Raw genomic sequence first — 13,030 nt, forward strand, 5'->3', positions numbered from 1 at the left:
CCCTGGGCCCTGGACGTCGGGCGTCGCACTTTCATTCAGCGACGGCCTTCCAAGCCCATCCTACGAGTCGCCTCGACGCCGGGCGACAGAGTCCCCATGCACCTTCCTTCGTCCCTCGCTGGGCCCCGACGGGACCCATCATGCCCACCATGGCTTCCTGGAATTCCCGTGGGTGAAGCTCACAACCCACTGAGTGAGTCCATGCTGACAGAGGCGGCCCGGGCCAACCGGGAGCCACTCCTGTCGAATTCAGGAAGCCAGGCCGGTTCCCGTCACCCCAGAAGATGCGAGAAGCCTCGTCCAGCAGGTCGGGCCAGGCCCTGGCGCGACAGGCATTGACTCGCCTGCCATTGAATTGCATGAACGAGCACTGGCCCTCACACGCCTGCTCGTGTATGGGAGAGCCATGGGGACTCGGGGAACTACAAACTACGTTCTGTGCGCGCTGTTGTCTTTGACGGTCGTCCTGTCAGGCTGTGACGACAATGAGGGGAACGAGCCTGATGCGGGCCAGAGCGAGCCCGATGCGGGCCAGGGCGAGCCCGATGCGGGTCCGGAGGTCACCGACTCCGGGACGTGCGTGACCACGGAACGCTTGCTCATGCCGGACCCCATCCCCGAGAGCGATGGTGGCATGGCCATCATCCCGCCCCTCTCCTGCCAGCAGTTGCTGGACTGTTGGGCGGCCTGCTCGACTTACGGAGCCGGCTGCCGAGGCCGCTGTGAGGGGGCCGCCACCCCCACGGCACGAAGCCTCCGCGAGGCGCTCAATGGCTGCTATTCCAAGGCATGCGATGGAGGCACGTGCCCGGAGTCCTGTCCGGAGCAGGTCCAGGCCTGTGCGGACAACTCAGCCTTCAGGGCCCTGGCGGACGGCGGGACCGAGCCCGATGTCCCGAGAATCTCCACCGGCTGCATCCCCGAGGAGGTGGTAGGTCGTTGGGGATACGAAATGTCCGGAACTTTCATCCGCTCCGGGAAGTTTTCACTGACCGCCGACGGACGCTTCGAAACGTCCAGCAGTTCCTCCGCCTATCAGTACAGTTCCAGCGACCATGACGAAGGCTGGGTTGAGGGACAGCCGGATGGCGGCCTGCGCTTCTACTACACGGTGAGTTACGGGTCCTCCATTGTCTTCCGCCCGCCGCACGAACCGGAGCGGAGTGAGGACACCAGCATTCCGCCTCCTCACGACGTGAGCTGGGAGCGCACGGATGCGGGGCTGAAGATCTTCCAGACGCAGTACTACCGTCGGCCGTGACGCCCGCCGCTCAGTCCCTGTACCCGCGCGCCTGCAACCGGAACAGGTGCGCGTAGCGGCCGTCCTTCGCCATCAGCTCGTCATGGCTCCCCAGCTCCTCAACGCTTCCGTTGTGGAGCACGGCAATCTGGTCCGCCATGCGCACCGTGCTGAAGCGGTGTGAAATCACAATCGCGATGCGGTCCGCGGCCAGCGCCTGGAAGCGCTCGAACAGCGCGTGCTCGGCTTCCGCGTCGATGCTGGCCGTCGGCTCGTCCAGAATCAGCACCTCCGCGTCGTCGCGCATGAAGGCTCGCGCCACCGCCAGCTTCTGCCACTGCCCCGACGACAGCTCCTGCCCCTTCTCGAACCATCCGCCCAGCATCGTGTCGTACTGGTTCGGCAGCGCCGCAATCACCGTGCTCGCCCCACCCTCCTCCGCCGCCCGCACAATCCGGTTCCGGTCCTCCAGCGCCGGCACGTGCCCCAGGCCGATGTTCTCCGCCACGTTGAACTGGTAGCGCACGAAGTCCTGGAACACCGCCCCGAAGCGGCTGCGCAGGTCCTCCACGTCCATGTCCTTCACATCCACGCCGCCGTAGAGGACCTCCCCCTCCGTCGGCTCGTAGAGGCGCAGCAGCAGCTTCACCAGCGTGCTCTTCCCCGCCCCGTTCTCCCCCACCAGCGCCAGCTTCTGCCCCGGCCTCAGCGTCAGGTTCACGCCCTTCAGCGCCCACGCGTCCTTGCCCGGGTAGCGGAACGACAGGTTCCTCAGCTCAATCGCATTCCGGTGCCCGCGCGGCGGGGACTTCGCCGGCAGCACCCGCGACGTCTCGCCGCCCGTGGGGATGTCCAGGTACGTGAAGAGGTTGCTCATGAAGAGCGCGTCCTCGTACATGGAGCCGATGCTCGTCAGGATGCCCTGGAACGCCGCCTGCCCCTGACGGAACACGCCCAGGTACAGCACCATGTCGCCCACCGAAATCGCTCCGCCCGCCGCGCGGCCCGCCACGTACAGGTAGCAGCCGTAGAACGCCGCCAGCGACAGCAACCCCAGCCCCAGCCCCCACGCCATCCGCTTGAACGCCAGCGCCCGGTCCTCGGTGAAGAACTTCTGGAACAGCGTGCGGTAACGCCCCAGCACCAACTGCCCCAACCCGAAGAGCTTCACCTCCTTCACGTGGTTGTCCCGCGTGAGAATCCACTCCAGGTAGTTCAGCTTCCGCCCCTCGGGCGCCCGCCACGAGTACAGCCGGAAGCCCTCCGCCGCCAGCCGCGCCTCCGCGATGAACGCCGGTACCGACGCCGCCATCAGCACCACCACGCTCCACGGCGACAGCGCAATCAACAGCGCGGCGAAGGTGCTCAGGGTGATGCCGTTGCGCACAATCGAGAACACCTGCATCACCAGCGACAGCGGCCGGCTGCTGGCCTCGCGCCGCGCGTTCTGCATCTTGTCGTAGGTGTCCGAGTCCTCGAAGTGGCGCAGCTCCAGCTCCAGCGCCTTCTGCAGAATCCGCTCGTTGAGGAGGTTGCCCAGGTTGGCGCGGAGCAATTCGCGCGTCAGCGTCAGCCCGCGCTCCACCACCGCCGAGCCCAGCATCAACGCGAACTCCAGCCCCACCAGGCCGTAGACGTGCGCGCGAGCCTCCGCCGAGCCCTTCGACGCGGCCACCACCGTGTCGACAATCAGCTTCCCCACCCAGGCGATGGCCGCGGGCAGCACCGCCGCCACCAGCGTCAGCGCGCCCAGTAACACCGCCATCCGGGGGCTCGCCCGCCAGAAGAGGCGGAAGGTGCCGGGCAACTGCCGGAAGAGGCTGCCCGTGTTCTTCAGACGGGACAGGAGGGACTGCGGAGCGGGAGCGACGAGCGGACGAGGAGCCACGGTCCGCGTTCATAACGCGGACCCGCCGTCCGCGCTCAAGAGGCGGGAGGCATCCTCTGACGCGCCACCAACACGTCGCAGGATGCCCGCGCCAGTACCCGCTCCGTCAGCGGCGTGCGCGCCTCCGCGCCCGACATCGCCACCGCCAGCACGTCCGAGCCGCGCTCCGCGGCCTCCGCGAGGATGCCGTCCCCGGGCTCGCCGCTGCGCACCCGCGCCTCGAACTGGCGCCCCGTCTCCCGGTAGGGAGCGAGGAACCGGCCGAGCGCCACCCGCGCCCCGTGCTCGCGCTCCTGCCGGAGGAGCAGCCACCGCTCCGCGGGCGCACCGGAGGCCCGCAGCAGCGCCTCCTCCTCACGCGTGTCCACCACGTGGAGCACGTCCACCGGCGTGGGCGACGGGCACAGCCTCAGCAGCAGCTCCAGCGCGCGGCGGGACTCTCGTGAGAAGTCCACCGCCACGAGGGGCCGCGCGTACGGCCGCACCGGGTGCGGCACCACCACCAGCACCGACGCGCCCAGCCGCCGGACCATGCGGCGGACCATCGAGTCCCCGGCCAGCTCCTGCGTGGGGTACGTCACGTGCGGGCGGCCCAGCACCACCAGCTCCGCCTCCAGCTCGCGCGACGCGGCGGACGCAGCCTCCACCGCGTCGCCCTGGCGCAGCACCTCCTGCACCTCCACGTCCACGCGGTGACGCATCCGGCGACACACCGAGGCCACCGCCTTGCGCAGACAGCGGTCGCACGCCACCGCCCCGCCCGCGCCGTCATGTCCGTCCAGCGGGGGCGCCACGTGCATCACCGAGAAGACGCCACCCTGGCCCAGCGGCAGACGCAGCGCTCGCGCCAGCGCGAACTCGGAGCGCAGGGAGAAGTCCGTTCCCACCAGGAGCCGCGAGACACCCCGCTGCCCCCGGAAATGCCCCGCCGCCAACAAGGGAAGGGCTCGTTGTGAAAGCTCTTGTGTCCTCATCTCACGTCCCTCCTTCCGCCTCCCTCACTTCTTTAGTGTGCGTGCGACGACGGAGTGACACCTGTTCTTACATCCAACGCATGCCCACGGGCCGCTGCTCCGCGAGCAGCCGTCTCACCCCAGGTTGAAGTGCCCGGTAGCAAAGAGATTCAGGGTCCGTGCCAACAGTGCAACCCGGGTCGCCGGGCCGCTGATGCGGTAGCCGGGCAAGAGCCTCCGCGTGACCACATTCACTTCACCGCGCGGGAACATTCCCAGACACCGCCGTTGAACCGTCATCCAGGGGAATGGACAGACACCATGGCGACGTCCCACTACACGGGCGCGTCCAGCCAGCGCCGAGGAGGCTGGTTCCGGGAATCACGCGCCGCGCCTCGAATCCACGCGGCGCCTCGAATCCGCGGCGCGTCACGTCAGGACGCGGCCGCCCGGGTGCCACCGCGCGGAGTCCGTCACGTGCGTCACACCGTGGACTCGGACCCTGAAAAATCTCCAGCGGCGCGACGCCCGTATCACACCTGGGCGCAGGGGGCCGTGCATCGGCGAACGGCGGTTGGCGTGCTTGGCACGTCCGGAGGGCAACAGAGCGACTCCGGACGGCCACACGAAGCACGGCCAGCGGTTTGCAGAGGGGATGTCGCGGCGGCGCTCGGTGCAGCGGGCGGCGGGGTCGGTCGGGAAGCGAAGAAGGGGGTAGTACCAATGCGCGGGGTCATCACCGGACGAGAGGTGGTCGCCAACCTGGGGCTCATCTATCGGGAGTTCGGTGCCAGCTGTGTTCTGCGCTGCCTGTGGGTCATGCTCAGCGGGAAGACCACCACGTTCCTCGAGGTGGCCTGCCCGCCGGTGACCAAGCGCTGAACGCGAAAACGGGCCGCGGGAGCACATCCCCCGCGGCCCGTTCCATTCCGTGAGTCCTCGCAAGCGACTCACGGCGCCATCAGCAGCAACAGCTTCAGTGCGGAGGAGGGGCGCTCAGCCGCAGCCGCAGCAGCGTGGCATCCACCCAGGAGCTGGCCTCGGGGCCGCCCGCGCTGGACTGGGCGTCCACGGTGGCGTCGAGGATGGCCTTCAGCCGGTCCGCCCGCGTCCGCGTCGCCGTGTCCAGGTCCGAGAGGACGTGGTGATTGGGCAGCGTGGCCGCGGTGCTGAACAGCCGGTACACGTCCACCAGGTCATCCATCACCGGAGCGGTCTCCACGTCGTGCGTGGAGGGCACGTCCTGGCCGGACAGGAGCGCGTCCTCTCCGTACAGCAGCGCGCGCAATTCCTCGTCGTGCTCCAGCGACAGCGGCAGCCCGAGCGCCACGTACGAGCGCCACACCAGCTTCGAGCCCGTCAGCCGGTCCGCCTGGAGCTGGAGCGCGTCACCCGACTGCTCCATCCGGTCCGCGATGGAGTCGTAGAAGTCGCGCTGCTCCTGGCGCAGCCGCTCCACCACCTTCTGGCGCATGGACGACCGGAAGGCGTCCGACGTGAGGACCGAGTACCACGCGGAGGCGTTGGCGTTCGGGTCGAGGAACTCACCCCAGTTGCGCTGCACCGACTTGTCCGCCTCGAAGGTGGCGTTCGGGTCGAACGTGGGCACCTGGGTCTGGCGCATCGTGCGCTGCGTCTCGATGCGGTTCGACTGGCGGCTGTGGACGTAGAGGTTCTGCACCTTCCACGTGCCGCCCTCGAAGTACCAGTAGCGCACGTAGACGGTGGCCTTGAGCCGGAAGAACCACTGGACGTAGTCCTGGAAGCCCGTGGGGATGGCGTTGTACCAGACCCACTCGCCCAGCACGCAGATGTCGATGCGGCCGCTGTCCACGTCGAGGTTGTCGGCGATGAAGAGCGGGCGGAGCGCGTCGTTGGACCAGCGCGCCGGGTCCGTGTCCATCGTCTCGGGCGAGCCGTCCCCGTTGATGTCGTACCAGTCCGACATGTTGCTGCGGCAGCGCATCAGGGGCCGCTGCACATACGGCGACTCCAGCTTCATGTAGTGCTGCGCGGGCTCCTGCTCCGGCGCGCCCCAGATGTCGATGCCGTACAGCTTGCGGTTCGCATCCCACTTCCAGTTGTTCGCGGAGGTCTCCAGCAGCCCCTTCATCGCGTTCCAGTCCGCCGTGTAGCGCGCGTGCAGCCGGGCGAAGAGGTCCTTGTCGATGTTGCGCAGGGCCGCGTCGAGCTGCGCGCCCTTGGTGGCGATGTTGCCGTGCCGCGTGCTGAGCATGGCGGCGCCGTGCACGGGCTGCTCCTCGAAGAGCTGCGCGTAGGCCTCCGCGCCCGCCATCCAGTCCATGGGGCTGGACAGGCGCTCGGGGTACAGCATCCCGCGGCCGAGCTGCACGGGGAACTCGCGCAGGTAGTTGATGTTGTAGGACAGCGAGTGGCCCGCCAGCTCCGACGTGGGGGAGAGGGCCGTGTTGCTGCCCCGCCCGTCGATGCCCGCCAGCGTCTGGGACTGGCTCGAGTCGAGCGCGGCCCACTGCGACAGCGTGCTCTCGGCGGGGATGAAGTGCGTCGCGTAGTCCATGGGAATGGAGTGGCGCGTGCTCCAGCCGAGGTACGTCCACACCGCGGACTCGAACGGGTCCCGCTTCACGTCGAGCAGGTACTCGTACATGTTCAGGTCGATGCGGTTGAGGTTCGCCTGCAGCGAGTACAGCGCGCGCTGCGTCTCGGCCACGTTCTGGTTCACCTGGCCCAGGTTCCAGTCCACCAGGTCGAAGCGGCTCTGCATCTCCTGGTGGATTTGATTGAGGCGTCTATCCACCCTGTCGAACCGTGAGGTCATCTGCCCCTGCATCTGCTCCACCAGCGCGTGCAGCTTGCGGACCTCGGCGAGGATGATGGCTTCAATCGGCGGCTCGGCGGGCTTGCGCAGCAGCGAGAAGAGCTGGAAGGCCGCGCTGATGATTTGACCGCTGAAGACGGCGGCGCTGACGATTTCGAAGCCCTTCACCCCCAGGCCCAGGAAGCCGGAGACCTTCTCCGCAATCTTGATGGAGCTCTCCGCGTAGCGGGCCACCGACTCCAGCGTGGTGTTGAGCGCGTTGCTGAACTTGACGATGTCGTCCGCGAACTGCGTCTCGCCATTCTTGCGGAAGAGGTCCGCCGCCATGCCCAGGCCGGAGTGCACGCCCTCGCGCACGCCGTTGAGCTGGCCGGCCAGCTCCGCGCGCCGCGTCTTCGCCTGCTGGATGGCGGTGGCGAGGTCCGTGGCCGGGCTCGCGGTGGCCATCGCCATCGACGCCGAGGTGCCCGAGGGGCCGGGCAGGTCGATGCTGTTGCGGTACGCCTGCTCGGCCGTGTTGAGCGCGTAGAGCATGTTGGCGTAGTCCTGCGCGGCCTGGATGCCCTGCGACGAGGCCTGCGTCACCAGGGCGCGGGCCTGCGTCGTCGTCGTGGACAGGCCGCCGTCCGGCGTCAGGTGGGCGAGCACGAACGACTCCAGCGGCTCCAGCGCGTACACCGCCAGAATCTGCTGGGCGGTGCTGGTGGTGGCCACACCCAGCGCGGTGCCGATGGCGCCGCTGTTCACCGCCGCCGCCAGCGCGGGGTTCGCCCGCGCCTGGTCATGGAGCTGGTTCCAGGACGCCTCGATGAAGGCCTCGGCCTCCGCGTAGCGCTCCACCTGCGTGTGGCTGGAGGCCAGCGCGCGCTCCAGGTCCAACCCACCGCGCATGCTGCCCAGGAAGGCCTGCGCGTACGCCCGGAGGGCCCTGCCCGCGGGCGAGGTGGTGGCCATGGCCGGCTCGGCCCGGCCGAGGATGCGAATCATCAGCCGCACCAGCGGGCCGCTGCCATCCCGCGCGGGGTCGAAGGAGTAGGCGGCCAGAGCGGTGGAGATGGCATTCAGCCCCGCCGCCAATTCCGCCTGCGTCATGGCCGGGTTGTCGCGGGCGAGGAAGTACGCGGAGCCCGCGAGGATGTGCAGCTTCGCGTCGCGCTTGTAGACGGCCGCGGTGGTGTACACGCGCCGGTTCAGCTCGTCGGCCGTCAGGCGCAGGATGCCCCGGCAATCCGAGCACATCATGGGCGCGTCATAGACGGGCGAGCCCAGGCTCTTCGAGGCCGTCCACTGCGACGCGGCCAGAGCCGTGGCCTGCTCCGGCGTGGAGCCGGCGGGCGCCTGCGCGTTCTCGAAGCCCGCGCCGCACTCCGCGTCCGGCGCCAGCCCGTGGTCCGGGTGGCGGCACGACTTGTAGACGGGCGACAGGCTGGTGGCCGAGCACGGCCCCACCATGGTGCCGCACTGCGCGCCGGTGACCCAGGCTCCGTTGACCTGGCACGTCTGCGGATTCACGCACGCCGGAGAGCACGTGGACTGCGAGGTGCCGCACTGCGGCCCGGTGCCGGACTCGTACCCGATGGGGTAGTTGGAGAAGGTGATGTGGCAGTACTCGGCGACGATGCCGGAGGACGGCTCTCCGGCGCCGGAGGACTTGAGGAGGGATACTTCAATCGGGCCCCCGTCATTGCTGATGTACCAGGTGTACGTGACGCCCTGGCGGTCCTCGGGGCTCAGCATGGACAGTTGGGCCGTGGCCGTCGCCTCGCAGTCCAGCGTCCCCTCGTACTTGCCCTGGCCCGCCACCATCTGGAAGGTGCCGCGCCGCGTGCCGAAGTCCGGGTGCTCACAGGTGTTGTAGGTGGTGCACGTCTGGGGGCCCGTGTCCTCGCCACAGCGCTGCGCGGACTGGAGGCCGTAGCACTCCAGGCTGTAGGTGAGGTTGCCGGCGCACGTCACCTCGGGGCCGAGTTCGGAGGGCGCGCAGGTCAGCGCCTCCTTCGTGGTGACCACCGCTTCCTCCACGGGCGCGGGGACTGCTTCTGGCGGGCCCGCCTCGCCACAACCCCAGAGGACGAGCGCGGCCAACAGGCCCCGCAGGGCGCGTGGGCGCCGGGCCGACGGGCGCACCTCTCCCGTCAGCGTCGAATTCACGGACTCATGCATGAAGGACTTCCCCCTCTAAACTCGGTGTGGTCGGTACGGCGCCACGGCGATACGCACTCCGCGAGCACCGCCCTGCGCCTGATACGGGGGAAGGTTGAAAAGCTGGTTGTTCTCCGAGGCGAAAACCACCCCGGGTGGGTGTCATCCGTGTGGGAAGCGCGGGCCTCGAACGACGACGGGCCGCGAGGGAAAGCCCCCGCGGCCCGAGTCACCTACGACAGCAGGACAGAGCGCTACGGCTCCCCCCGGCGCGGCTTGTCGGAGTCCAACGCGTCCTTGATGGCGCGCTTCGCGTCCTCGACCTTCTCCTTGATGTTGCCCTTCGCCGTGTCGGTCTTTCCCTCGGCCTCCAGCTCACGGTCGCCCGTGGCAACGCCCACGGTTTCCTTCACGCGGCCCTTGGCCTTGTCGGTCCACTCACCCATGTCGGAGCTCCTTTCCCTTGGCTGATGCCTTTGGCCCTTCAAGGGTGGGCATGCGCGCGGTGGCGTGCAGGTGCCGGGGGCCCGCACGCCTGTCCGCCGGGCGTAGGACCTCAGGGCGCGCCGCGCCGCCCCTCCGCGCGGCCGTAGAAAATCCAGTGCTCCAGCGCCGCCGGGTAGTTGGTGGGGCCCCAGGCCGCGGCCACGTCCGGGTTGTTGGCCAGGTAGTACTGCACGTCGAAGTCCGCCGAGCCGCGGCGGCCCTCGTAGATGCCCTGGGTGCGCCAGTGGTCCAGCGCCGCGGCGTAGTTGGTGCCGAACGCCGCGCGAAGGTCTCCGTGCGTGGCCAGGTAGTACTGCACGTCGAACTCGAGCGAGCCGCGGCGCCCCTCGCTGACGCCCGCGTTGAGCCAGTGGCTGCGCGCGGCCGGCCAGTTCGTCGCGCCGAACGCCGCCTGGAGGTCGCCGTAGAGGCCCAGGTAGTAGCGCACGTCGAAGTGGGACGCGCCGCGGCGGCCCTCGGGGATGCCCGCGTTGAGCCAGTGGCTGCGCGCCGCGTCCCAGTTGGTGGCACCGAAGGCGTTGGTGAGGTCGCCGTGGTTGAGGAGGTAGAACGCCACGTCCACGTCCCGGTCCGACGTCGGGCCGTAGAGCGCGTACGCGCCATTCACGTCCGAGCCGGTGAGATTCAAATCACCCCGGTTGGAGCCGTTGCACTGCGGGTAGTGCATCACCGACGCGGCGTCATACGCCGTGAGCGCGCGCCAGTTGTTGTCCTCGAAGCAGGTGCGCGACTCGGGGCGCGTGTGCTCGTGGCGGAAGCCGAGCGTGTGGCCCAGCTCGTGACGCAGGATGCCCGTCAGCGTCCACGGCGCGTTGTTGCCGAAGGACGTCGAGTCGATGAGCACGTTGCGGCTGCCGCGCGGGTAGCTGGGGAAGAAGGCGCGCGCGAGGTACGACTGGCCGCTCACCGGACGCACGTCGAAGATGACGTTGGCGTTGGCGGCGGTGCACGCGCCGTCCTGGTCGCTCCGGTGCTGGAAGCGCACGTTGACCTGCTGCCACGCGGCCGTGGCCCCATTCATGGCGTTCACCACCGCGGCGTAGTTGGAGCCGAACGCCGTGCTCACGCAGTAGGTGATGTTGCGCTGGCGCCGGTAGTCCCAGCGGTCATCCGCGTTGTTCACCCGGTTGACGATGAGCGGCGCGCGCTGCGTGCCGATTTCGGATTCGTCGGCCCGCGCGGCGCGCGCGTAGTCCCGGTACACCTCGCGCAGCCCGTCCTCGCCCAACACGGGCGTGTCGCCGTCGACGACGTAGATGCCGGTGTCCGGCTCGCGCCACGCCTGCGCGCGGAACTCCTCATAGGTGAGCACCGGCTCACGCGTCTCGGACGCGGGCGCCTCCCGCACCTCACCGCAGCCCACCATCCCCAGCGACACCAGCCCCGCGGCCCACAACAGGCGCGCATTCCGCGAGGACGGGTTCGAAGAACGATTCATGGATGCCTTCCTTTGTTGGAGCCGGCAGCAAGCCAGCCCCCCGCCGCGCGATCCAGAACCAAACGGGTAATTCAAGATTTATTTGCAATCCACCCAGCCGGGAGGAGCGGACTCCGGGGGTGGGAAGGGACCCGCACCGGGTGCCCTGTAATTGCGAGAGAAGCTGTTCTAACCGGTAGTAAGCCGGGACATTGACGGGGGGCGTGTTCGCGCCCCAGGCTGGGGTTACTGACACCCTGGAGTACAGCTTCCGATGTCCACCTCGACGCTCCCGACCCCTGGCGCGCTGTTGCTGCGGCTGTACTTCTTCAGGTCCATCATCACCACTGTGGCCTTCACGCCCGCGCTCTACGTCGACATGCAGCTGCTCGACCTGAACGGGGACCACGAGCGGCGCATCTTCCTCGGCGTCATCACTCCGTTGGTCCTGGGCCTGTGCGCGGTGGCGCAGCCCCTGCTGGTGACGCCGTGGCTGCTGCGGCGGGCCTTCAGCTCCGAGGGCGCGCTCCGGGTGGAGCGGTTGATCCGCATCCCCGCGACCCTGGCCTTCGTCGAGACGATGGTGTCGTGGACGGTGGGAGGCATCCTCTTCAACGGCGGGGTGGCGCTGCTGCTGAACCGGCCGGCCTCGGTGGTCTTCGTGGGCGTGGCGGTGGCGGTCAGCGCGGGGCTCTTCAGTTGCCCGCTGATGTTCATGGCCTTCGAGCGGGTGATGATGCCCACGGTGCTGGACGCGTACCGTCAGGCGCCCACCGCGCGGCCCGCGGGTGACGGCTTCGCGCCGCGCCAGCTCTGGCTGCTGCCGGCCACCGTCGTCTCCGCGCTGCTCGTCACCTGCCTCACCAGCATCGTCACGCTGAACCTGCGCCTGGAGCGCGGGCTGGGCGCGCTGGCGGCGGACCTGAAGAAGAAGGGCGACGTGGGGGCCTCGGAGCGCGTGCAGGCCACCATCAATCCGCTCCGCGAGGAGCTGGTGCTGCCGGTGGTGATGTTCGGCGGCTACGCGGCGCTGGGCTCCATCCTCACCGCGGCGTGGGCCGCCCGCCGGCTGGCGCGGGGCTCTCGCGCGGTGGGTGCCTCGCTGGAGGCGCTGGTGGAGGGACGCGCCGCGCCGCCGCAGTGGGTGTCCTCGGACGAGATGGGAGACCTCGCGGCCAACACGTGGCAGCTCTACCAGCGGTTGCAGGAGCTGCCGCGGTCGCTGCGCTCCTCCGCCGGAGACCTGGCCGTGGCCGGGCACCGGCTGTCGCAGGCCAGCACGCAGCAGAACCAGACGCTGTCGCGGCAGGCCGCGGCGCTGCACCAGGCGCGCGCCACCGCGCAGGAAATCCAGCAGGCCTCGCACGTGACGGCCTCGCGCGCCACCAGCATCCTGCGCGTGGCGGAGAAGGCCGCCGCCGTGGGCAAGCTGGGCGAGGAGTCGCTCGCCGGCACCGAGAAGGGGCTCTCGTCCATCCGCGAAATCGCCGCCGGCCTGCACGACCAGATGCTGGATTTGGAGCAGCGCGCTCGCGAGGTGGGCCGCGTGTCCGAGGTGGTGAAGGCGCTGGCGGACCAGTCGCACATGCTCGCCATCAACGCGGCGATTGAAGCCACGCGCGCGGGCGAGCACGGCAAGGGCTTTGGCGTGGTGGCGCGGCAGATGCGCGATTTGGCGGACCAGTCGATTCAGGCCACCAACCAGGTGCGCGGGCTGCTGGAGTCCATGACTGACGCCACCCATCAAGCCACGGCCATGACGGACCGGGGCGCGGAGGGAGTGGAGACGGCGCTGGCCCCGCTGCGCAACAGCGGCGAGCGCCTGCGCGAGCTGGCCGCGCTGTCCCAGGAGTCCGCCGCGGCGGTGCGGCAGATTACGGAGGCCGTGTCCCAGCAGCACCAGGGCGTGGACCAGCTCTTCGCCGCCGTGCGCGAGCTGGACGAGCTGACGACGGACACGCTGCGCCACCTGGACACCACGCAGCAGGCGGCCACCGCCGTCAGCCAGGCCACGGGACAGGTGTCCCAGCTGGCCGAGCGCTACGTCTGAGCGCCGTCAGTCGCCTGGCGCGCGGCCGCGGAG

Annotated in this window: 8 protein-coding genes; 3 read left to right on the top strand and 5 right to left on the bottom strand. The window is 69.3% G+C overall.

What is annotated here, in order from left to right; all coding sequences use genetic code 11:
* Positions 1 to 601 precede the first annotated feature (601 nt).
* Positions 602 to 1,261: a hypothetical protein gene (locus tag ACVTJA_RS48795; protein WP_465831297.1), complete on the top strand. Its 660-nt coding sequence runs from the start codon at positions 602 to 604 to the stop codon at positions 1,259 to 1,261.
* Between the two features lie 10 nt (positions 1,262 to 1,271).
* Here ACVTJA_RS48795 and ACVTJA_RS48800 read toward each other — a convergent pair whose 3' ends face one another.
* Together ACVTJA_RS48800 and ACVTJA_RS48805 are read right to left on the bottom strand one after the other, a co-directional pair.
* Positions 1,272 to 3,128 carry an ABC transporter ATP-binding protein gene (locus ACVTJA_RS48800; RefSeq protein WP_465831299.1) on the bottom strand — a complete coding sequence of 619 codons (1,857 nt, stop codon included), beginning with the start codon at positions 3,126 to 3,128 and terminating at the stop codon, positions 1,272 to 1,274.
* A gap of 35 nt (positions 3,129 to 3,163) precedes the next feature.
* Positions 3,164 to 4,102, bottom strand: coding sequence for a universal stress protein (locus ACVTJA_RS48805; RefSeq protein ID WP_465831301.1), 939 nt, complete (start codon positions 4,100 to 4,102; stop codon positions 3,164 to 3,166).
* 702 nt (positions 4,103 to 4,804) lie between these two features.
* Between ACVTJA_RS48805 and ACVTJA_RS48810 the strand changes: the two genes are divergently transcribed.
* Positions 4,805 to 4,963 (top strand): hypothetical protein, encoded by a 159-nt coding sequence (locus tag ACVTJA_RS48810; protein ID WP_206723799.1) that lies wholly within the window; start codon positions 4,805 to 4,807, stop codon positions 4,961 to 4,963.
* Between the two features lie 94 nt (positions 4,964 to 5,057).
* Here ACVTJA_RS48810 and ACVTJA_RS48815 read toward each other — a convergent pair whose 3' ends face one another.
* The 3 genes from ACVTJA_RS48815 to ACVTJA_RS48825 form a co-directional block, all read right to left on the bottom strand.
* Positions 5,058 to 9,044 carry a hypothetical protein gene (locus ACVTJA_RS48815; protein WP_465831303.1) on the bottom strand — a complete coding sequence of 1,329 codons (3,987 nt, stop codon included), beginning with the start codon at positions 9,042 to 9,044 and terminating at the stop codon, positions 5,058 to 5,060.
* A 233-nt stretch (positions 9,045 to 9,277) separates the two neighbouring features.
* Positions 9,278 to 9,469: a CsbD family protein gene (locus ACVTJA_RS48820; RefSeq protein WP_465831305.1), complete on the bottom strand. Its 192-nt coding sequence runs from the start codon at positions 9,467 to 9,469 to the stop codon at positions 9,278 to 9,280.
* Between the two features lie 110 nt (positions 9,470 to 9,579).
* The gene (locus ACVTJA_RS48825) at positions 9,580 to 10,968 is read right to left on the bottom strand and encodes a M57 family metalloprotease (protein ID WP_465831307.1); all 1,389 of its coding nucleotides are present in this window, start codon (positions 10,966 to 10,968) and stop codon (positions 9,580 to 9,582) included.
* Positions 10,969 to 11,221: 253 nt separating this feature from the next.
* Between ACVTJA_RS48825 and ACVTJA_RS48830 the strand changes: the two genes are divergently transcribed.
* On the top strand, positions 11,222 to 12,997 hold the full coding sequence (locus ACVTJA_RS48830; RefSeq protein ID WP_465831309.1) for a methyl-accepting chemotaxis protein: 1,776 nt from the start codon (positions 11,222 to 11,224) through the stop codon (positions 12,995 to 12,997).
* The last annotated feature ends 33 nt before the right edge of the window (positions 12,998 to 13,030 follow it).

It is taken from the genome of Pyxidicoccus sp. M6 (genome assembly GCF_055568925.1).

Bases quoted from the DNA above. Each gene is read 5' to 3' on its own strand.
- ACVTJA_RS48820 (WP_465831305.1), bottom strand. From the start codon at position 9,469: ATGGGTGAGTGGACCGACAAGGCCAAGGGCCGCGTGAAGGAAACCGTG.
- ACVTJA_RS48825 (WP_465831307.1), bottom strand. From the start codon at position 10,968: ATGAATCGTTCTTCGAACCCGTCCTCGCGGAATGCGCGCCTGTTGTGG.
- ACVTJA_RS48810 (WP_206723799.1), top strand. From the start codon at position 4,805: ATGCGCGGGGTCATCACCGGACGAGAGGTGGTCGCCAACCTGGGGCTC.
- ACVTJA_RS48815 (WP_465831303.1), bottom strand. From the start codon at position 9,044: ATGCATGAGTCCGTGAATTCGACGCTGACGGGAGAGGTGCGCCCGTCG.
- ACVTJA_RS48795 (WP_465831297.1), top strand. From the start codon at position 602: ATGCCGGACCCCATCCCCGAGAGCGATGGTGGCATGGCCATCATCCCG.
- ACVTJA_RS48830 (WP_465831309.1), top strand. From the start codon at position 11,222: ATGTCCACCTCGACGCTCCCGACCCCTGGCGCGCTGTTGCTGCGGCTG.
- ACVTJA_RS48805 (WP_465831301.1), bottom strand. From the start codon at position 4,102: ATGAGGACACAAGAGCTTTCACAACGAGCCCTTCCCTTGTTGGCGGCG.